The organism is Chlorogloeopsis fritschii PCC 6912 (assembly GCF_000317285.1).
In the GTDB taxonomy this organism is placed as follows: domain Bacteria; phylum Cyanobacteriota; class Cyanobacteriia; order Cyanobacteriales; family Nostocaceae; genus Chlorogloeopsis; species Chlorogloeopsis fritschii.
This window is the reverse complement of the sequence record NZ_AJLN01000145.1, coordinates 83,829-105,101: the sequence shown is the minus strand read 5'-3', so window position 1 is coordinate 105,101 and position 21,273 is coordinate 83,829. Positions and strand designations below refer to the sequence as shown.

The following is a 21,273-nucleotide window of genomic DNA, read 5'->3' as shown; positions in this document are numbered from 1 at the left end:
CACTTGAAATTCGCTGTGTCTAGCTAGCTCCCACAGGCTGTTCACCCACAACGCTGTTCCCCGTTCCCTGTTCCCCCAACCCTATTTTCCAGACGTGACCAAAATTAATTTTCTTTAAAAACTAAATGTTGTACGAATGGTGCCGATATAGATTGTGTTGTTGTCGCGATCGCTTTCTGGATTGGTAACCACTAACAATCCTGGAGTAATGGCAATATTGTCACTAGCTTGGTAGCGCCAGAAAGCTTCTAGATGCCAAGAGGAATCTTCATCTTTGTATGCCTCACCTGCAACCTCAAAGTCATTGCTAGTAACTTTGGGTGGTTGTCCAATCGCTATTCCCACAATACTTCCTTCTGTACCGACATCAATCAAAGCTAAAGTGAGTGCCCAGTTAACAATATTCGCCATTGGGTTGTTAGGCAAGTCTTCAGCTGTGGCAAGGGTAAAGCCAACCCAACCAGCAAGATTAAGATTAGGGTTAAGAGCGATCGCAGTTTCTAACCCAAAGGAGTCAGCGGTAATGGCATCACTTTCATCGTTAAAAGGATCGTTGGCGCGGCGGCTGCCAGTACCCGTGTCCTGATTATTGTAAGAGCGGATGTAAGTCAAACCTACTCCAGTGTTTTTGCTTGGTTGCAGAGTAAGTTGAGCGATCGCCCCATATTTTCCCTTTGCAAATCCAATTTTTGGATCGTTAACCTCTGCATCGTCGGCTACGTATCCCAAACTTAAACTGAGACTGTTACTAAAGTTGTAAATTATACCAACTCCCGCACCTTCTCCCTGACGGTAAATTGGGTTACGCTGGGCAAAGCGAGAGATTGAACCGCTACCACTGCCACTCAAATAAGGATTTAGTGTATCTACAACTACATCATCTAAATCGCCTCCCACTGCCTCTAAATAAACCATCACCTGTTCCCCAATCGGAAAGCGATATTCTAAAAGGCTCATTTCAACCTCGTTAGAGCTATCACCTTGAAAAGCTAAACGCCCCATATCAGTTCCCGTCACTTCATCAAATTCAGGAACATTTCTGGCTTGTAAACGAGTTCGCAGGCGATCCTTGCCAGTAAAGCTGGTATTAAAGTTTAGCCGTACCCGGTTGCTAAAGGTAAGATTGTTAGCAATGCGATCGCCTGAATTATCGGCTTTGTCACCACTTGCAACTGCTGCAACAGCAAACAAAACTTCTCCATCAAGTTTAGTAGTTGTAGAAAATTGTTGTGCCTCTAGGAGCCGCACATCAGCCTCCAGACGCTTGGCTCGTCCTTGCAAAATTTCTAGCTCTTGGGCAAATTCTGTACCTAACCGTTTTAGGGTTTCTAAGTCTTCCTGAGCAATTAATTGAGAATTGCCTGCAAGTAACAATTTGTTGATGTGATTTATAGTTGCGGCAAGATTGATAGCAAATTCATAGCGAGTCATGACTTGGTTGCCATCAAAGGTATTATCTGTTTCAGTCACACCATAGCGCTGCATTAATGACTGGAGATATTGAGCTTCCCAATCGCCTGGTCGAATCTCTGCTAAATCGGATACAGCATTGATTTGGGTGAGTGAATCTGCATGGTTAAGATTCTGATTTCCAAACACAGATGGAATACTGATTGAAGAGTAGCTCCTCTCATCTACTTCAGATGCTAAAGTCTTTGCTGTTAGTAACAGCATAGTTGCAATAGCAAGCAAGAAGCTTTGTTTGCCAAAATACCAAATCATTTTTAAAAGTCTCATTCCCAGGATATGTAGATTGTGTCGCAACTCTCTCTACGGGTAGTAATGCTGTGACCGTAAAACTAAGTATAGTACTTGCTACAAATAACCTTTTATTAACCTTAGGAGATATTTTCTTAACCTAAAACCAAAACAATTCGTGAATTTTAAGAAATTAAAACAAATATAGAAATGACAAAAGCTTCTGCCTCTAAATCTGTATCCAGACAAACTGAATCAGACAAGGCAAGCCTTTGGAGTCGATTTGATGCGAAGCGCTTGCAGCAGGTTACAACTACTGCTTCGGGTACTCAGCATCAGGCTTCTGGCAAGACCAAAAAGCGAAAATTTCGCTGGGTTGTCGATGCGGTACTACCTTTAGCACTGACTACGATTGCTGGTATTGCCGTGCTGTTACCATCTTCGCTGCCTCACCCTGCACGTTTGGCTTTGTTCGCTTTCTTGCTAGCGGCAATTTTGTGGTCAACTACCTCCATTAGTGCCGACTACATCGCCCTCTTTACGATGATGCTGTTGGTTCTAGTGGGCGGCACCTCTCAGGAACAACTTTTTGATGCTTTAGCGTCAGATGTAGTTTGGTTAATGATTGGTGCTTTTGTGCTGGGCGGGGCAGTGCAAAAAACTGGTTTGGCAGGAAGGCTCACGCAATTAGTTGTGTCTAGGGCAAAGACGGTAAAGGGTGTATTTTGGTTGCTCGTTACTGTATTAATTCCCATGTCCTTTTTAATTCCTTCTACTTCTGGTAGGGCTGCTGTGGCAATTCCTGTATTTCGCAGCATTACCAGTGCCACAAGCGATCGCCGAATTATTCGTGCTTTAGCATTACTAATGCCGACCATCATTTTAGTGTCAACGATTGTGGCATTAGTAGGTGCAGGTTCACACCTAATCGCCAATGACTTACTTCAGCAAATCACCAAACAGCGAATTTCTTTTACTCAGTGGGTAATTTACGGTTTACCTTTTGGCGTAGTTGCCAGCTATGCTTCATGCTGGGTAATCATGCGTTTATTTTTAGATGAAGCACGCCTCAATCAGGAGTTAGATATTTCCCAAGGCAAGAGCAAACCGCTCTCTCGCTCAGAATGGATTACCTTGATTGTGGTGGGAGTAATGATTGCTTTGTGGTTAACAGAAGCTTGGCATGGATTTGAGATTGCCACAGTAACAGTAGTTGGGGCACTGATTTTAACTCTGCCAGGAATAGGAGTTTTGAAGTGGAAAGAGGGAATCAAATCTGTTTCCTGGAATTTAGTAATTTTTGTGGGTGCAGCTTTAGTTTTAGGAAGAGCGCTGATTGACTCAGGGGCAGCGCAGTGGATTATTGATCGGCTGTTTACGATCAGCACTATTGCTAACACAGATTCGCGATCGCTCATTTTGGTGTCACTGGCATTTATTTCCCTGACATCCCATATTTATATGACTTCTCACACTGCACGAGCAGCAGCATTAGTCCCTGCTTTGCTTTATCTAGGCAACAGTTTGCAACTCAACCCCGTTGCAGTAATGTTCATCAGCACCGTTGGTATGGACTACTGTTTGACATTTCCAGTCAGTTCCAAAGCACTGCTAATGTTTCAAGAACTCGAAGGCCAAACTTACAAACCCACCGATTTGCTACGCCTCAGTTCAGCGCTGCTTCCTGTTCATCTAGGACTGATGGTGTTGTTTTACTACAGTTACTGGCGTTGGGTTGGTTTGAGTTTGTAGGGGATAGGGGACAGAAAGAAGCAAGGGTGCAGGGGGCAAGGGGGAGAAACCACTAACTACTAACTACTAACCAATGACCAATAATGAACTTACAGAAGAAACTATTAACTATATTTAGTGGTTTAGCATTGTTGGCACTGGCAAGCGGTGGTGTAACTGTGTGGGCGATCGCTCAATGGCACGCCAGCGAAGATAACCTTCAAAATCACTACCAGCGCAGTCTGCTATTGCAACGTGTACGAGCGGCAACCTTTCGTGCCCTTAAAGAAGTGCCAGATCGAATTCTTACTGACGATGACGATGCGAAAGAGGAGTTTGAAGAATCTATCAAGCCTGTGGAACAAGATTTCCAGGAATGGGCGGAGTTAGCTGACAGTGAGGCAGAACGCCAGCAAGTACAGCAAGTTCGCAATGCTTACAACAATTTGATCCAAAATTCTCGTAGAACCTTTGAATTGATGGAGGCTAATCGGCGGGATGAAGCTTTTGAATTGATGGAGGAGCAATTAGAAGAGAAAGATTTCGAGCAATTTCAGAAGGTAACTGAGCAAGCAGTGGCTTCCGATCAAAAGATCCGTCAGATCATTCGCCAGCAAACTCAGAACACTCGCCAAACAGCGCAACTTGTGCTGACAATCTCTGCTTTTGGAATTCTCTCGCTCATCTTGTTGCTGTTTGCTTATCTCTCTTCCGATTTATTCGCTCCCCTACGTGAGGCAGAACAGGCACTTGATGATGTGGCGCGGGGTGACTTTCAACGTCGCTTGGATGAGGAGCGCAAAGATGAATTAGGAGCGCTCAACCGTGCTTTTAATCGCATGACCGCGGCGATCGCTCAACGAGAGCAAGTTATGGGATTAAAAGCTATGCCTGGAGGTGAGACAGATAATGGCGCAGGAGCAGACTGGCACAATCTTCCATCCCGCCTGACACTACACAGACTGGTGTCGCAGTTGCGATCGCGAGTTTCCCAACTGCACAACGATGAAGTAGATGGCAATGGGGCAGTCATAGTTGAGCAAAAGCAGGCACTAGTTGACCAGCTTGACCAATTATTACAAGCAGTCACACGGGTCACTGAATTTGGGTTTCCCCTTGATTTGAATCTAGCTCGTACAGATATCCGAGCATTACTTTACGAAGTGATGCTACGGTTTCAAGACGATTTTGTGCGTCGAGGTGTCAGCTTTGAATTACAAATTGCTCCAGAGGTTGACTACGCTGTTGTGGATCGGCTCAAGCTAAGGGAAGTCTTGGCTGAGTTGATACGCAATGCTCTCTGTGCCCTACCGGAACAGGGAGGGCGCTTGGGTATCCGGTCATATCTTGATAGTGGCAGCAATGGCACAGAATTGCTTATAGAAGTTGCCGATGACGGTGCAGGTATCGAGCAGCCATTAATTAACCAAGCTTTTGTCACCTTTGAAGACTCCCGCAGGCAACGCCCCAGTGTAGGACTCAAGCTCACGAAAGCGATCGTTGAGCAACATGGAGGTCATCTCATTATTGACAGCGAACCTGGTTTAGGTACTCATGTTCAGATCCGCTTGCCGTGGCGTGAGGAGTGAGATGAAGAGCAAGGGAGCAGGGGGGCAGGGGAGATGGGGAGAACCACTAACTACTAACCAATAACCAATACTAAGGAGTAATCTATGACTTTACGAGTTTTAATTGCCCCTTCTGGTTTCAAAGAAAGTTTGGCAGCAGATGAAGTTGCTGATTGTATTGCCACAGGTGTTCTACGTACTATCCCAGATGCAAAAATCAGGAAAGCGCCATTGGTAGATGGTGGTGAGGGTTTTACTAAGGCATTGGTTGCTGCTACGGGTGGAAGTTTGCATTCAGTCAGGGTAACTGGCCCCGTAGGACAATTAATAGAATCACACTATGGCTTTCTTGGGGGTACAGATGTCAAAACTGCCGTATTGGAAATGGCGGCGGCGGCAGGATTGCGATTGGTTCCCCGCGATGCTCGCGATCCTTTGAAAACGACTACTTATGGTGTGGGTGAATTAATCAAAGCCGCACTGGATGCAGGAGCGGAACAAATCTTGGTTGGTTGCGGTGACTCCGGCACAAACGATGGTGGTGCAGGGATGGCGCAAGCTTTAGGAATACGTTTGTTAGATGCAGCTGGTAATGAGTTGGAAAGAGGCGGTGGCGAGTTGATTAAACTCCATACCATTGACATGAGCCAGCGTGACTCCCGCCTAGAACAAGTAAAAATTGATGTAGCGTGTAACTGGCACAACCTATTGTGTGGTGAAAAGGGAGTAGCAAGAGTTTTCGGGCCTCAAAAAGGAGCATCTCCGGAAACAGTCGAACAACTAGCAGCCGCACTAGATCGTTATGCAGATGTGATTGAGCAAGAGTTGGGAATTGATGTGCGGGAAATGCCTGGAAGCGGTGCCTCTGGTGGATTGGGGACGGGGTTGTATGCTTTTTTAGGTGCTACCCTCCATCCGCGCTATGACATTGTGATGCAATATCTAGAACTAGATAGCCTTTTGCAAGAAAGTGACTTAGTGATTACGGCAGAGGGAAGTATTGATTTCCAAACACCGCGAGGTAAGATTCCAGTGGAAGTAGCACAACGTGCCAAGCGCTATTATTTGCCGGTGATTGCGATCGCTGGCACTATCGGTAAGGATGCGCGGGTGAATTTTGACTATGGTATTGACTCCTTTTCGACAATTCTGAAAGAACCTTGTAGTCTACCTGAAGCGATCGCCAACACACCTGAACTTTTAACCTACGCAGCAGAACGGGTGATGCGCTTAGTTAAAGTTGGTCAAAAACTTGCTCAGTCAGTTAGATAAATTAAACTGTCACGTATGCAATTGACACATTTACTCGTGAGGATTGTCATTATTTATTAGCCATTTGTAGGGGCGGGTTTTGCTGATTATCCTTGGGTTTAACAGACAATTTATCTTCTAAACCCGCCCGTACAGTAGTTAGTAGTTATTCCCTCACTCCCCCACTCTCCTCATCTCCCCTGCTTTGTTTTCCCCTTGTCCCCTTGTCTCCGTGTCCCCATCTCCCCCTCCTCTTCCTAAAGGTTGGTTTTTCAACCTTTAAATGCCCTGAAAAAATACCATAAAAGGCATAGATTACAAATATTTCTCCAAAATCACCAAAAAACAGACTAACTGTCACTTTCCAGTCACATTTATTTTTAACTATTAAAGATAGGAAAGATAATTTCAGCAGAAGCAGGAGCCAGAAGTCTAGAAGTAAAACAGGCTTTATATTCTGGTTTAGAGTCTTGTTTTTTTGTAGCTCATACTTGTTACAAACTGCTGTAATCTCTTCTCTTCAAAAGATGGAACTAGTACTCTACAAAGTCGGATTCAATCTAAATTAATCTTTGTAGACAACCAGTTCTAAAAAATTTTGTTGACTTTGATTTTTAACTGACCCCTCACAATAATTAGCAATGAATTATAGTCTTGTCAAACGTACAGTTTCTCTTGTCGGTTTCACCGCTTGTATTATTACTTTTAGTGGTTTCAAAGCAAATGCAGAAACTACTTCAGCTACAGCACTAACAGGAACAACGAATGCAAATGTCAGTACTAATGCTGCTCAATTGCAAACCCAGACACTCTCACCTGAAACGTCTGCTCCTGAAGTAGCACAAGCAATAACACCTGGTAGAGCTACCCGTGGTGGTTCTAGTTACATTGGAGTAGGCGGCAACATTGGATTATCTGGTGATACCACAATCGGTGAAGGTGCATTTGCTGTCTTCAGCAAATTTGGTTTAACTAATAATTTCTCTGCCCGCCCTGGAGCTTTGTTTGGCGATAATACTGTTATCCTTCTACCGCTAACACTCGACTTTCCAGTGGAATCAGTAACAGAAACCCCACAACAACAACTCAATGTCGCTCCTTACATCGGTGGAGGAGCTGCTATTTCTACAGGTAGGGATAGTACTGTTGGTTTTCTACTTACTGGTGGTGTAGATGTGCCGCTGTCAAATGAATTTACCGCCAATGCTGGTGTGAATGTTGGTTTTATTGATGAAACTGATGTTGGATTACAGTTAGGAGTTGGCTATAACTTCTAATCAATAGCAAATTTGCTCGTTTAAACATTTGTGTACTGTCATTTCCTAAAAGATTGCAAGCCGAGCTAGTTAACACCACTGGCTTGCAGCTTGCAAAAGGAAAAAGGACAAAAATATGCTGTGGCAAAAAATACTTTTCGGACTGGCTACAAGTGTTAGCATCATCAGCTTGGGAATTGCCGGATGTACCCAAGAGCGCACTTTTGAAACAGAAACACAAACACCAACTGCCACAACCACACCCCAAGCCCAAGAACGCAAACCAGATGTACCCTTTGTCCCAACACCACAATCAGTGGTGAATGCCATGCTGGAATTGGCACAAGTCAGCAGTAATGACGTACTTTACGATCTTGGCAGCGGTGACGGCAGAATACCAATTACTGCTGTGCAGAAATACAATGTTCGTCGTGCCGTTGGTGTAGAGATTAATCCAGAGTTGGTGCAGAAAAGCCAAGCTAATGCCAAACAAGCAGGGATAAGCGATCGCGTAGAATTCCGGCAACAGGATTTGTTCCAAACTGATTTAGGTGATGCAACGGTGGTAACACTCTATCTACTACCCGATATCAACATCAAACTTCGACCTAAGCTTTTGCAGGAACTTAAACCAGGCACCCGGATTGTGTCCCATGACTTCGATATGGGCGAGTGGAAGCCACAGCAAGTAGTGCGAGTGGAAGGCAGAACCATTTACCTATGGGTTGTTCCTGAGAACGTACCCCAGAACTTACGATAACGCGATCGCAATTGTTGTAATGCTTGTTATATAGGAGAATTAAAATATGACCGCAGAACAAAAAAGGCTGGAAGAAGACCGCAACCGCAAGGCATACTGGCGGAGATGGGGTTCTTACTTGAGTGAGCGGCAATGGGGAACTGTTCGGGAAGATTACAGTTCTGATGGTAACGCCTGGAATTATTTTCCTCACGATCATGCCCGCTCTCGTGCCTACCGTTGGGGTGAAGATGGAATTGCTGGTATTAGTGATAATCATCAACGGTTATGTTTTGCGATCGCTCTTTGGAATGGTAAAGATCCTATTTTAAAAGAAAGGCTATTTGGTCTGAGCGGCCCTGAAGGTAATCATGGAGAAGATGTCAAAGAATATTATTTTTATCTTGATAATACTCCTTCCCATGCCTACATGAAATATCTCTACAAATATCCCCAAGCAGAATTTCCTTATACCCAATTAGTAAAAGAAAATCAGCAAAGGGGCTATCATGAGCCAGAATTTGAGTTAGCAGATACAAATATTTTTGATAACAATGAATATTTTGATGTATTCGTTGAGTATGCTAAGGCAGCAGACGAAGATATTTTAATCAAAATTAGTATTATTAATCGAGCTTCACAAACCAAGCATCTCCATTTGTTACCTACAATTTGGTTTCGCAATACTTGGTCTTGGCAAGAAAACTCTTCCAAGCCTACTCTGACTCAAAATTCTCCAAATATTATCAAAGCATCTCACCCATCTTTAGGAGATAGATGGCTATATTGCCAAAACCCCAAATCGCTTTTATTTACTGAAAATGAAACTAATTACGAGCGACTATTTGGCACAAAAAATAATTCTCTCTATGTCAAAGATGGAATTAATAATTATATTGTTCACAATCAAATCGAAGCTGTAAATTCTGAACAAGTTGGAACCAAAGCAGCGGCTCATTACGAACTAACTCTTGCTCCTAAACAAACTACAATTATTCATCTGCGTTTAACTGATAATGCAAATCTAACAGCAGCTTTTGATACAGATTTTGATGCTATTTTTTCCAAACGCCAGCAAGAAGCAGATGAATTTTACCAGCATATTTCGGGTGGTAATTTTTCAGAAGATGCCCAAAATGTACAGCGGCAGGCATTTGCTGGTTTACTTTGGACAAAGCAATATTATCACTATGTTCTGGAAGACTGGCTCAAAGGCGATCCTACTCAGCCAGCACCCCAGCGTCATAACTCCCGCAATCAAGAGTGGACACATCTTTATAATGATGACATTCTTTCTATGCCCGATAAGTGGGAATTTCCCTGGTTTGCAGCTTGGGATTTAGCTTTTCATGTTATTCCTCTGGCAATGATCGATCCAGATTTTGCCAAACGCCAATTAACGAGATTAACAAGAGAATGGTATTTACATCCCAACGGGCAAATTCCCGCCTATGAGTGGCACTTTAGTGATGTCAATCCTCCTGTTCATGCCTGGGCAACGTGGCGAGTTTATCAGATTGAGCAGGAATTTTATGGCCGTAGCGATCGCGAATTTCTTGAACGAGTATTTCAGAAATTACTACTCAATTTTACTTGGTGGGTAAATCGCAAAGATAATAATGGTGATAATGTGTTTCAAGGCGGATTTTTAGGATTAGATAACATTGGTATTTTTGATAGGAGTTCCGAACTACCGACAGGCGGTTATCTAGAGCAATCTGACGGTACAAGTTGGATGGGAATGTATTGCCTGAATATGTTAACCATTGCCTTGGAACTAGCAAAAACTAATCCTACCTACGAAGATATCGCCAGCAAATTTTTTGAGCATTTTCTTTATATTGCCGATGCTATGGATCACATCGGCAAGACTGATATTCATCTTTGGGATGATGATGACCAATTCTTTTATGATGTACTGCATATGCCTCATGGCGAACGTCAGCGCCTCAAAGTCCGTTCAATGGTGGGGCTAGTTCCTTTGTTTGCAACAGAAACTATAGAAGCGAGTCTCTTAAATGCTTTTCCTGGGTTTAAAAAACGTTTTGAATGGTTTATTAACAATCGTCCCGATCTGCAAAAAAATATTGCCTGTTTAGAAATTCCAGGTAGTGAAGCAAGAAGACTACTTGCTATTGTTAGCCCAGAAAAATTGAAAGCAATTCTCCAAAAAAATGTTGGATGAATATGAATTTTTAAGTCCTTATGGCATCCGTTCTGCCTCCAAATTCCATGCTGAACATCCCTACATTTTTGAAGTAGATGGACAACAGCATCGAGTTGACTACGAACCTGCTGAATCAACTAGTGGAATGTTTGGTGGAAATTCTAACTGGCGCGGCCCTGTTTGGTTTCCCATGAATTTTTTAATCATAGAATCATTACAAAAATTTTATCGCTATCTAGGTGATGGCTTTCAAATTGAGTGTCCCACTGCCTTTGGAAAATTTATGAATTTAAACGAAATCGCAACAGAGTTATCTCACAGATTGATGAGCATCTTTTTGTGCAATAGTGTAAATTATCGTCCCGTTCATGGCGGTAATTCTCTATTTCAAAATCATCCAGACTGGCACGATTTAATTTTGTTTTACGAATACTTTCATGGCGATAATGGTGCAGGATTGGGAGCTAACCATCAAACAGGTTGGACAGGATTGGTAGCGTATTTGATTCACCACTGTGGACAGAATTATAAGCAAAGACAAGCTCGCGAACAACCAGCGATCGCTTCGGATTTAGTTTCATTGTCTGGAAACCGATAACAGCCATGATGCAGGAAGCCTGGGAACTCTTAGAAAAATCTATTATTTACTATCAAGGACGAGCAGTTGGTACAGTCGCAGCACAAGATCCCCACTTAGATGCACTGAACTACGATCAATGCTTCATCCGCGATTTTGTTCCCTCAGCCTTGGTGTTTCTCATGCAAGGCAAGACAGAGATTGTCCGTAATTTTTTAATAGAAACACTGTTGTTGCAAAGCCATGAAAAGCAGATGGACTGCTTTCAACCAGGGCCGGGACTCATGCCTGCTAGTTTCAAAGTAGAATTTGATGGGAACAAAGAATATTTAACTGCCGATTTTGGCGAACATGCGATCGCCCGTGTTCCTCCAGTAGATTCCTGTTTATGGTGGATTTTTCTCCTGCGAGCCTATGTCAAAGCCACGGGTGACATAGCTTTTGCTCATCAACCAGGCTTCCAGGAAGGAATTAAGCTCATTCTCGATATGTGTTTGGTGCATCGCTTTGCCATGTACCCAACGATGCTAGTTCCTGACGGCTCATTTATGATTGATCGTCGTTTGGGAGTTTACGGGCATCCTCTGGAAATTCAAGTGTTATTCTATGCCGTTCTCCGCACTGCTGATGAATTACTTTTACCAGATGGAGATAACCACAGCTATTCCCATAAAATTAAGCAGCGAATGGGAGCTTTAAATTACCATATCCGCGAGTATTACTGGTTGGATTTAAAGCGACTAGGCGAAATCTATCGTTACAAAGGTGATGAATTCGGTAAAGAAATTGCCAACAAGTTTAATATTTATGCTGAATCTATTCCCATGTGGTTAACCGAGTGGTTACCTGAAAATGCAGGCTATCTAGTCGGAAATTTAGGCCCCGGAAGAATGGATTTTCGCTTTTTTACCTTAGGAAACCTGCTAGCAATCTTAGTTTCTTTAGCCAGCGAGCAAGAGTCCCAAAGCATTATGGACTTATTTGAGTTGCGCTGGCACGACTTAATTGGTTATATGCCTTTAAAAATTTGTTTCCCTGCCTTAGAAGGTATGGAATGGCATATTGTCACAGGATGCGATCCTAAAAATATTCCTTGGTCTTACCACAATGGAGGCAACTGGCCAATTTTACTGTGGTTATTTGCAGCAGCAGCAGAAAAAACAGGTCGAGTAGAACTTGCCCAACGCGCGATCGAGATTGCCGAAAGCCGTTTGATCCGAGATAGATTTCCCGAATACTACGATGGTAAAAATGGCCGTTTAATTGGCAAGGAAGCCAGAATCTACCAAACTTGGAGCATTGCTGGATTGTTAGCCGCAAAGGAAATCATTGCCAATCCTGCTTACTTAGACTTAATTACTTTTGAGGAGGATAATCAGAATTTAGGCTGTGATTTTGCGTAAGCATATGCAAATGCGGTGCGTTACTAAGACTGTTATTTTAGTGACATTTGCGGGAATTATGTAACTGTAGTCTGAGCTTTATTTTTCAAGCAAGCAGATGTTATTTTTTTCTCGTCAAGCTGTTGGTACATTTTTGGCTGCCTGTCTGTGTATTTCAGGAGTAGGCTTGCTGCAATATCCACGCCTACAACACTTCATTGCTATTAAACAAAATGCTTCCTTAGAAACTCTAGAAAAAGAGATAAATATAGAAAAAACTCGGCTCAATATACTCAAAAAAACGCCTAGTTTTGGTTATGATAATTTAATCGCAAATTGGGTATATCTAAATTTCTTACAATACTTCGGTGATGAAGAAGGTCGTGCCAAAACAGGTTATAGCCTAAGTCCAGAATATTTTGAAGTAATTTTGAAACGCGACCCGCGATTTTTACAGGCTTATTTGGGGCTTTCTATTAGCACATCTATGTATTCTGCTATGCCAGAGCGTTCTATAGGATTGATGGAGGAGGGTTTAAAGTCTTTATCTCCCAAGGTTCCACACAGAGCTTATTATGTATGGCGTTATAAAGGAATTGATGAATTATTATTTTTAGGTAATGCCCAAGCCTCCGAGCAATCCTTTACAGAAGCAGCAAGTTGGGCTAGTAAGTACACAGATGAAGAAAGCAAAAGAATAGCTTATTTTTCTTATAAAACTGCCGATTTTTTACATAAAAAACCTAATAGCAAATATGCTCAAATTTCTACCTGGGTAATGGTATTAAATAATCAAGTAGATGAAAAAGCTCGTAAAAGAGTGATTAGGGAAATAGAAGCTTTAGGAGGCGAAATCATCAAAAATGATGATGGAACTATTAGAATTAAATTACCTGAAAAAGATTGAGTAAATAGTCATTGGTCATTGGTCATTTGTTAGTAGTTAGTGGTTAGTTGTTAGTAGCTGGTTGTTCTCCTCTGCCCCTGTCCCCTGTTCCCTGTCACCTGTCTCCTTGTCCCCTTGTCTCCTACTCTCTCCCTTTCCCACTCCTAATTCCTAGCGAGGTTACAAATATTTACTGGTACGACGGCAAATTAATTCAATCTCAAACCCTGGAATTAGCAATTGACGATCCGGGGTTACTTTATGGAGCAACGGTTTTTACAACTCTACGAGTATATGAAAACTCGCTTACTCACAGATTAACTAACTGGCAAGCACATTACGATCGCCTAAAATCTAGCTTACAAACCTTTAGCTGGCCAATACCAGATGAAGCACGATTGCGTCAAGGTGCGAAATTAATCATGACACGCTTTCCCGTTCTCAGAATCACCATTTTCCCCGATGGACGAGAATGGATAACTGGGAGATTATTACCAAATAATTTGACGGAAAAGCAAAAATATGGTGTCAGGGCTTGTTTAACAACACCGGAATTATATCGCTCTCTACCCGGTCACAAAACAGGAAATTATCTCAGTGCTTGGTTGGCAAAAACTAACGCCGTCAAGTTAGATGCCGAAGAAGCGATTTTAGTCGATGCACAAGGAAATTGGCTAGAAACTAGTACAGGCAATCTTTGGGGTTGGCGGGATGGCTGTTGGTGGACGCCTCCCCTGAAGGTGGGAATTTTGCCAGGAATCATGCGTCATCACCTAATGAACTGGTTACAGCAAAAGCAAATTGAGGTGAAAGAAGAACCTTGGACAGCAGATTTAGTCAAGGGATTTGAAGCGATCGCTACCAGCAACAGTGTAGTTGAAATTGTTCCGATCCACACTGTCATCCAACCGACTGGACAGCTACAATATAATCCCTACCATCATATTTTTAAGCAAATGCGGGGGTTTTTCTGAGCATTACAGATGTCAAGTCTGGTATAACTTAAAATAAGTTAACATAATTCTTAAAAATGCCCTCGCACAAAAAAGTACAGGAGGACTGACCTCGGTGAATAATAAAAGATGGAGAAATGCGGGGCTGTACGCGCTGCTTTTTATAGTTGTCATTGCTTTAGGAACAGCCTTTTTTGACAAGCAACCCCAAAGCAGAGAAACATGGCGATACAGTCAATTTATTCAAGAAGTTGAAAAAGGCAGAGTCGAAAAAGTCAGCCTCAGTTCCGATCGGTCTACAGCGGTTGTTACTCCCAAGTACGACCCCAACAAAAAGCTGGTGACCTTAGTTAACGATCCAGATCTAATCAATACTCTTACCAAAAATAACGTTGATATCAGTGTTTTACCGCAAACCGACGATGGTTTCTGGTTTAAGGCACTTAGCAGCTTATTTTTCCCTGTATTACTTTTGGTTGGTTTATTTTTCTTACTGCGTCGCGCTCAAAATGGCCCCGGCAGCCAAGCTATGAACTTTGGTAAGTCCAAAGCTAGAGTGCAAATGGAGCCACAAACCCAAGTTACCTTTGGTGATGTCGCTGGTATCGATCAAGCCAAGTTGGAACTTAACGAAGTTGTAGACTTTTTGAAAAACGCCGATCGCTTTACCGCCGTAGGAGCCAAAATCCCCAAAGGTGTACTGCTTGTTGGCCCTCCCGGAACTGGTAAAACCTTGCTAGCTCGTGCAGTTGCAGGCGAAGCAGGTGTACCCTTCTTCTCTATCTCTGGTTCTGAGTTCGTAGAAATGTTTGTGGGTGTGGGTGCATCCCGCGTCCGCGATTTGTTCGAGCAAGCTAAAGCCAATGCTCCTTGCATCGTCTTCATCGATGAAATTGACGCTGTAGGTCGTCAGCGTGGTGCAGGCTTGGGTGGTGGTAACGATGAGCGGGAACAAACCCTCAACCAGTTGCTCACAGAAATGGACGGCTTTGAAGGCAACACTGGCATCATTATTATTGCCGCTACTAACCGCCCCGACGTTTTGGATGCTGCTTTGTTGCGTCCCGGTCGTTTTGACCGTCAAGTAGTCGTAGATCGCCCTGACTACTCTGGACGTGTCGAAATTCTCAAAGTTCACGCCCGTGGTAAGACATTAGCCAAGGATGTGGACTTGGAGAGAATCGCTCGCCGTACTCCTGGGTTTACTGGTGCTGATTTGTCTAACCTGCTCAATGAAGCCGCAATTCTGGCAGCACGCCGGAATTTAACCGAAATCTCGATGGACGAAATCAACGACGCCATCGATCGCGTCTTAGCTGGCCCGGAGAAGAAAGACCGAGTCATGAGCGAAAAGCGCAAGCAGCTAGTAGCATATCACGAAGCTGGTCACGCTTTAGTTGGTGCGCTGATGCCAGACTATGACCCAGTACAAAAAATTAGCATTATTCCTCGCGGTCGTGCTGGTGGTTTAACTTGGTTTACTCCTAGCGAAGACCGGATGGATAGTGGTTTGTACAGCCGCTCTTATCTCGAAAACCAGATGGCAGTAGCATTGGGCGGTCGCATCGCTGAAGAATTAATCTTTGGTGAAGAAGAAGTAACTACTGGTGCTTCTAACGACTTACAACAAGTAGCCCGTGTTGCCAGACAGATGGTAACGCGATTTGGCATGAGTGAAACCTTAGGCCCTGTTGCCCTCGGTCGTCAGCAAGGCAATATGTTCCTCGGTCGCGATATCATGTCAGAGCGCGATTTCTCTGAGGAAACAGCTGCTGCTATTGACGAAGAAGTCCGCAAATTAGTAGATGCAGCTTACAAACGTGCTAAACAAGTCTTGACAGATAACCGTCACGTTCTCGATCAACTCGCAGAAATGCTGGTTGAAAAGGAAACCGTGGATGCCGAGGAGTTGCAAGAACTGCTGGGAAATAATGATGTGAAGACTGCGGCATTTGCGTAATTAATCATAATTCTTAAAAGTCAGGACAATTCTTGGATTTTTCAAGATTGTTCTGATTTTTTTTGCACGCAGGGGCAAAAGATCCAATCTAGTTAAAATTAAGGAAATTCTGATTTTCAGACAATCGCCAAACTCACCATGCTAGAGTACGATCCACTAGCCTGCCTACCTTCCTCAGAGGAACTGCCCGACTCTGACGATATTCCAGTGGATAACGAATTGCAAGATTTAATTCCCACTTTACTTAAAGCTGTGCTGGCAATGGCCTGGGCAGACCGGATGGATTGGTTTTTTGGGGTTGATATGGGTATTTACTATGACCCAAATCAACCTCCGATAGTACCTGATGGATTTTTGAGTTTGGGAGTAGAACGATATTTTGATGAAAATCTCCGCCGCAGTTATGTCCTCTGGGAAGAAAAGCAAGTTCCCATACTAGTGCTGGAAGTTGTATCCCAGACTTATCGCGGAGAATATACGAGTAAAAAAGAACAGTACGCAATGCTGGGGGCATTGTACTACGTCGTTTATAACCCCATGCGTAGCCGTAAGCCCCGCTTAGAAGTCTATAAGTTAGTCAACAATGAATACCAATCCTTATTAGGAAACCCTATTTGGTTACCGGAGGTAGGTTTGGCAATTGGTATGGAACAGGGAACATATCAAGGTATTACGCGAGAGTGGCTGTATTGGTATAACGAGCAAGGACAACGTTTACTTACACCAGAAGAACGTACTCAACAAGCCGAAAAACGCGCACAAGTGATGGCAGAAAGGTTGCGATCGCTTGGTGTAGATCCTGATACTCTTGTTTAAAAACTTATAGATTTTTTGTAATTAGAAATACATACCAATTAATTACTAAATTGCTAAAAAATTAACCTTGTAACCAAAAATTAGGATTATTTGCACTTTTTCGCAAAATTACCCCATATACGAACCAAATAGAGATAAATACACTGATTAGCACACCCCCGTCACTTACCACGTGTTTTTTAGTTCTTGAACTTGTAAATCTTTACAAAATTAGCGCCAAGCAATATGAGCATAGTCAACCATAAGTCTGTCAAGCTCTTAAGCTCTAGTTTGCGGCTTTAAAAATAGCCATGCCACAAAAAATGTAGATGCTGTAAATAATTGTGTCAGATCTAATGCAGACAAATATCCATCCGAGAAAGAAGCAATACTTCTGTCTGTAATGCCAAATAACCAAGATGAGATACCAAACAGCCAAATCCCATTTTTCAGACTTCCTAGAAATCCTTGAGAGTCTGATGATTGCTGATTATTCATTCCTTTCTACTCCGTTGGTAAAGAAGTTGGCTCAAAATTTGCGGTTTAGGAAAAACTCATCTGTAACAGTTCTTGCTATTACGAGTATTTCAGTGCCATGTTTTTTGAGTGTATGAATTGCTTCCAGCTTCTTGATATTGTATATATATTCTATATTAATAAATATTTCATAGCCTTGACATACCTGCCTAAAGGTACATATTCACCATATAGCCATTTTATCTAGATTATTGTCGCCTATTGTTTGGTAAAAACCTCCAGCATAGTTATTTTAAATGCGGTATTTCAAGTAATTTGTTACAAAATTGACTAATTTATTAATATTTTGTTAACAAACTAGCGTAACAATAATTACATAGATTTTAAGTATTTTTTTTGAGAAGTGATATCAAGTTGCATAAAGTTATAGTAGAGATGAACACTAGTATGCACAGAATATATCCAGTCAGTAATTAACCGGATTTGATTTCACACTGGGTTAACTATAAAATTCAAAGTGTTATTATCAATGCTTATTCAAAACTTCAAATTTTGTGTGTTACTACGCTAAAAAGGAAGGTCTTCAAGTCTGGAATGACAAATTATGGATGATTTTTTTGATTTCGACCTTTTTTAAGTCGCTTACTTGCCTACGATCACCTGTAAGAATTAAATAAATATTTAGATATACAGAGTTAAAGTGGGAATAATTTAGATAGATTCTGAATTTAGTAATAAGTTTGCGAAATTTAGACAGTTTAAACTGTAGCAGCAAGATAAGGCAAAGTTATTCAAGCATAAAGCCGATGAGCGTAATTAGGCAGCGCCGCATAGTAATTGGAGATGTGCATGGTCACTATCAAGGTTTAATGAGATTGTTGGAGGCGATCGCTCCTGCATCAGACGATCAAGTTTATTTTTTAGGAGACTTAATCGATCGCGGGCCAAAAAGCTCACAGGTAGTGAATTTTGTCAAAAATAGTCCTTATCAGTGCTTGTTGGGGAATCACGAGCAGATGTTATTAAACATTTTTACCAAACGTATTCCTACCCCAACAGTGCAAGCATGGCTTTATAGTGGTGGGCAAGCCACAGTAGCTAGTTATCAAGAAGCTACTATCCCCCACGAGCATTTGGAATGGTTCAGCACTTTACCTACACATTTAGATCTGGGAGACATTTGGTTAGTTCATGCTGGTGTAGATCCTTCAATTCCCTTAATTGAACAAACTGCCGAGCAAATGTGTTGGGTGCGAGATGAATTCCATAGTATCCAGAAGCCTTATTTTCCCGATAAGTTAATGATTATCGGTCATACTATCACCTTTACTTTGCCTGGTGTTTTGCCTGGAAAACTAGCGCAAGGACAAGGATGGATTGATATTGATACTGGTGCGTATCATCCGCGTAGTGGTTGGTTAACTGCACTCGATGTTACAAATTGCCTAGTTTATCAAGTTAACGTCTTCAAAAACTGTGTCCGCACTCTGCCCTTAAAAGAAGTGGTAACCAATATAAAGCCAGAACAGATTCGAGTTAGCGCTCGCAACAGGTGTTTGGCGTAGTAATTACAGGGATGGGAGGGGACACAATTTACTCAAAACCAGGCAATGCTAAGACTTTAGTAATGGTCGAATATTAGCTTGATAAACATTATTATCTAATCCATCGTTGCTGTTACTTGGTTGATTATCAACGGCACGTTTGAGAGCTGCAATGCGATCACCAGTTGCCGGGTGAGTGCTTAAAAATGTTGGCACAGAGCGCTGGCTACTGCTACTGAGCAACTTTTGCATAAAAGAAATCATTCCCGATTGAGCATAACCAGTGCGCGTTAAAGTTTTTAATCCTCTTTGATCGGCATCAAACTCCATTTGGCGGCTGCGGGGCAGGTTACGTGCCAATTGCACTCCTATTTTCACTGCTGTAGAGCGATCTAACCCAGCTGCTGTTAACAAACCTTCATCAATAGCTTTTTGCCGCATTTGTTTAATTAAGTGCTTGCCGCCAATATGCCCAATTTCATGGGCAACTACACTTGCTAGTTCCGCTTCATTCGCTGCTGCTTTGAGCAAACCTGTATGAAGATACACATAGCCTCCCAAAGTGGCAAAAGCGTTGATACTGTCACTATCAACCACTTGAAAAGTATATTTAAGATTAGGGCGATCGCTGTTTGCTGCTAAACGCCGCCCAAGTTGTTCCACATAGCGATTAATTTCTGAATTGCGATATAGTCGAACATCACCGCTTAACAATTCTTGGTTAATTTGTTTACCAATTTCAGCTTCTTGGCGATCGGATATATTAGAAAGCTGAAGTACTTGAACTCCCCGTAAAAGTAAAGGGAACCAATCCAAAGCTTGGGAAGGCAAGGCAGTACTCAGGCAAATACTCAATGCCACCACTACTGAAACTAAAGGATAAAAATAACGACGCCGAAAAAAATTGTAATTAAAAGATAAACTGTTCCTATTCATCATCTATCCGGTTTGAGGGGTGTTTTAGCAGAACATGAAAGATGAGACGGATTTAGGGTTTTATAAGTTGCATTTTTAATTAATGCCCCAGTATAAGAGTTTTACTTGGGTATACGGCTGTTTGTTCTTATTTATATTGAATATGAACTAAAAACAGCGAACGTGATAAACTGTTGCACGATCAAAAAATATAAAAGGCAGGGATGCAGGAGACTGAGTGGATCTAAGGATAAAAATGACTGAAATTTATCAATGTAGAGAACAAGACGCGCACTTAAACTCTTGCCATACTGCCAGAATTACTTACTCTGCTCTGATTTGGAAAAACTTGTTATGACTATTTTAGATTCCAAAGGTCGGTTATTCGGTAAGTTCAACATCCTCGATTTGGGTGCGGCACTGGTAATATTGCTAGTTATATTTGGTATCTTTTTCTTTCCTGGTACAACTGGTTCTGTTGCCCAAGTTGGAGTTACAACAAAACCAGTCGAGATTGATTTAATTGTGCGTGGTTTAAATGTGCGCGATCCTCAACAGTTATTCGATCAGGGGTTAACAAAAGGCGGTAAAACAAATGTTATTATCCGCAATCAACCCCACGGTACTATTAATATTAAATCTGCACGGCTATTACCCAGAACTGTCTTAGTGCCACAGCCAGATGGTTCTGTTAAAGAAATGCCAGATCCAAAGACAAACAATTTTAGTACAGATATGCTTTTGACCTTAGATGGGAGAGCGACAATCACAAATAATGGCCCGGTTATGGGTTCGAGCAAACTCAAAATTGGAGTACCAATTGAGTTGGATGGATTTAATTACAATTTCAACGCTTCTGTTATTGATATTCGGGTTAAAGATAAGTCATAGCTGATGCGGGAAATAGTCCCCATCTCTGATCCAGAAATGGGGACTATTTTTGAGATAATTTCTAACTCCCAAGTTGCTCTGAAATCCATTGACAGTAAAGCTCTGAGCCGTAAACAATAGGCAGAGCAATTATTTCTGGTACTTGATAGGAGTGAAGTTCACGAATTTTAGTTTCTAAAAGTGGAAATAATCTCAAATCAGTTTTAATGGACAACTGCCATTCTTGCTCATTGTGTAGTTTTTTCTGCCAACGATAAATAGATTGGATCGGAAAAAAGTTTACACAAGCAGCAAGTTTAGCTTCTACAAGAGCAGAAGCGATCGCCTCCGCTTCTTCTTTTGAGGCAGTTGTTACCAACACTACACCATAGGCAGTAGAGTTAGCCATAGCTCCTATTATTTGGAATTTTGAATGAGTCAATAGCTCATAGCCAATCTATTTACTTATTGACTGTTAACTATTGACTGTTGTACAAACGTACT

General features: G+C 42.1%; 17 protein-coding genes and 1 pseudogene. 13 read left to right on the top strand and 5 right to left on the bottom strand.

What is annotated here, in order from left to right; translation table 11 throughout:
* Positions 1-114: 114 nt before the first annotated feature.
* Entirely contained in the window at positions 115-1,722 is a 1,608-nt protein-coding gene (locus UYC_RS0132480; RefSeq protein WP_016876557.1) for an iron uptake porin, read from the bottom strand.
* A gap of 186 nt (positions 1,723-1,908) precedes the next feature.
* Between UYC_RS0132480 and UYC_RS0132475 the strand changes: the two genes are divergently transcribed.
* The 3 genes from UYC_RS0132475 (at position 1,909) to UYC_RS0132465 (ending at position 6,269) form a co-directional block, all read left to right on the top strand.
* Positions 1,909-3,450: an SLC13 family permease gene (locus UYC_RS0132475; protein WP_016876556.1), complete on the top strand. Its 1,542-nt coding sequence runs from the start codon at positions 1,909-1,911 to the stop codon at positions 3,448-3,450.
* An 83-nt stretch (positions 3,451-3,533) separates the two neighbouring features.
* Positions 3,534-5,018, top strand: a complete 1,485-nt coding sequence (locus UYC_RS0132470) for an ATP-binding protein (protein WP_016876555.1) — start codon at positions 3,534-3,536, stop codon at positions 5,016-5,018.
* Between the two features lie 84 nt (positions 5,019-5,102).
* On the top strand, positions 5,103-6,269 hold the full coding sequence (locus UYC_RS0132465; RefSeq protein WP_016876554.1) for a glycerate kinase family protein: 1,167 nt from the start codon (positions 5,103-5,105) through the stop codon (positions 6,267-6,269).
* Positions 6,270-6,414: 145 nt separating this feature from the next.
* Here the strand turns inward: UYC_RS0132465 and UYC_RS0132460 are convergent, their stop codons facing one another.
* Positions 6,415-6,609, bottom strand: coding sequence for a hypothetical protein (locus UYC_RS0132460; RefSeq protein WP_016876553.1), 195 nt, complete (start codon positions 6,607-6,609; stop codon positions 6,415-6,417).
* 280 nt (positions 6,610-6,889) lie between these two features.
* On the opposite strand from UYC_RS0132460, the gene UYC_RS0132455 reads away from it, so the two are divergent.
* The 8 genes and pseudogenes from UYC_RS0132455 (at position 6,890) to UYC_RS0132420 (ending at position 16,984) form a co-directional block, all read left to right on the top strand.
* Entirely contained in the window at positions 6,890-7,525 is a 636-nt protein-coding gene (locus UYC_RS0132455) for a hypothetical protein (protein ID WP_016876552.1), read from the top strand.
* A gap of 115 nt (positions 7,526-7,640) precedes the next feature.
* Entirely contained in the window at positions 7,641-8,264 is a 624-nt protein-coding gene (locus UYC_RS0132450) for an SAM-dependent methyltransferase (protein ID WP_016876551.1), read from the top strand.
* 46 nt (positions 8,265-8,310) lie between these two features.
* Positions 8,311-11,008: pseudogene (locus UYC_RS35915) on the top strand (MGH1-like glycoside hydrolase domain-containing protein).
* 5 nt (positions 11,009-11,013) lie between these two features.
* The gene (locus tag UYC_RS0132440) at positions 11,014-12,390 is read left to right on the top strand and encodes a glycoside hydrolase 100 family protein (RefSeq protein ID WP_016876549.1); all 1,377 of its coding nucleotides are present in this window, start codon (positions 11,014-11,016) and stop codon (positions 12,388-12,390) included.
* Positions 12,391-12,487: 97 nt separating this feature from the next.
* The gene (locus tag UYC_RS0132435; RefSeq protein WP_016876548.1) at positions 12,488-13,276 is read left to right on the top strand and encodes a hypothetical protein; all 789 of its coding nucleotides are present in this window, start codon (positions 12,488-12,490) and stop codon (positions 13,274-13,276) included.
* A 47-nt stretch (positions 13,277-13,323) separates the two neighbouring features.
* Positions 13,324-14,229: an aminotransferase class IV gene (locus UYC_RS0132430; protein ID WP_016876547.1), complete on the top strand. Its 906-nt coding sequence runs from the start codon at positions 13,324-13,326 to the stop codon at positions 14,227-14,229.
* 94 nt (positions 14,230-14,323) lie between these two features.
* On the top strand, positions 14,324-16,168 hold the full coding sequence (gene ftsH3 / locus UYC_RS0132425; protein ID WP_016876546.1) for an ATP-dependent zinc metalloprotease FtsH3: 1,845 nt from the start codon (positions 14,324-14,326) through the stop codon (positions 16,166-16,168).
* Between the two features lie 138 nt (positions 16,169-16,306).
* Positions 16,307-16,984: a Uma2 family endonuclease gene (locus UYC_RS0132420; protein ID WP_016876545.1), complete on the top strand. Its 678-nt coding sequence runs from the start codon at positions 16,307-16,309 to the stop codon at positions 16,982-16,984.
* 258 nt (positions 16,985-17,242) lie between these two features.
* Here UYC_RS0132420 and UYC_RS0132415 read toward each other — a convergent pair whose 3' ends face one another.
* A complete protein-coding gene (locus UYC_RS0132415) occupies positions 17,243-17,461 on the bottom strand; it encodes a hypothetical protein (RefSeq protein WP_016876544.1) in 219 nt (72 codons plus the stop codon).
* A 785-nt stretch (positions 17,462-18,246) separates the two neighbouring features.
* Between UYC_RS0132415 and UYC_RS0132410 the strand changes: the two genes are divergently transcribed.
* Complete coding sequence (locus UYC_RS0132410; RefSeq protein WP_016876543.1) at positions 18,247-19,005, top strand: metallophosphoesterase family protein; 759 nt, start codon at positions 18,247-18,249, stop codon at positions 19,003-19,005.
* 48 nt (positions 19,006-19,053) lie between these two features.
* Here UYC_RS0132410 and UYC_RS0132405 read toward each other — a convergent pair whose 3' ends face one another.
* The gene (locus UYC_RS0132405; protein ID WP_026087592.1) at positions 19,054-19,923 is read right to left on the bottom strand and encodes a M48 family metallopeptidase; all 870 of its coding nucleotides are present in this window, start codon (positions 19,921-19,923) and stop codon (positions 19,054-19,056) included.
* Between the two features lie 330 nt (positions 19,924-20,253).
* On the opposite strand from UYC_RS0132405, the gene UYC_RS0132400 reads away from it, so the two are divergent.
* A complete protein-coding gene (locus UYC_RS0132400) occupies positions 20,254-20,790 on the top strand; it encodes a DUF4330 domain-containing protein (RefSeq protein ID WP_016876541.1) in 537 nt (178 codons plus the stop codon).
* Between the two features lie 61 nt (positions 20,791-20,851).
* Here UYC_RS0132400 and cutA read toward each other — a convergent pair whose 3' ends face one another.
* Positions 20,852-21,178: a divalent-cation tolerance protein CutA gene (gene cutA, locus UYC_RS0132395; protein WP_016876540.1), complete on the bottom strand. Its 327-nt coding sequence runs from the start codon at positions 21,176-21,178 to the stop codon at positions 20,852-20,854.
* Positions 21,179-21,273 lie beyond the last annotated feature (95 nt).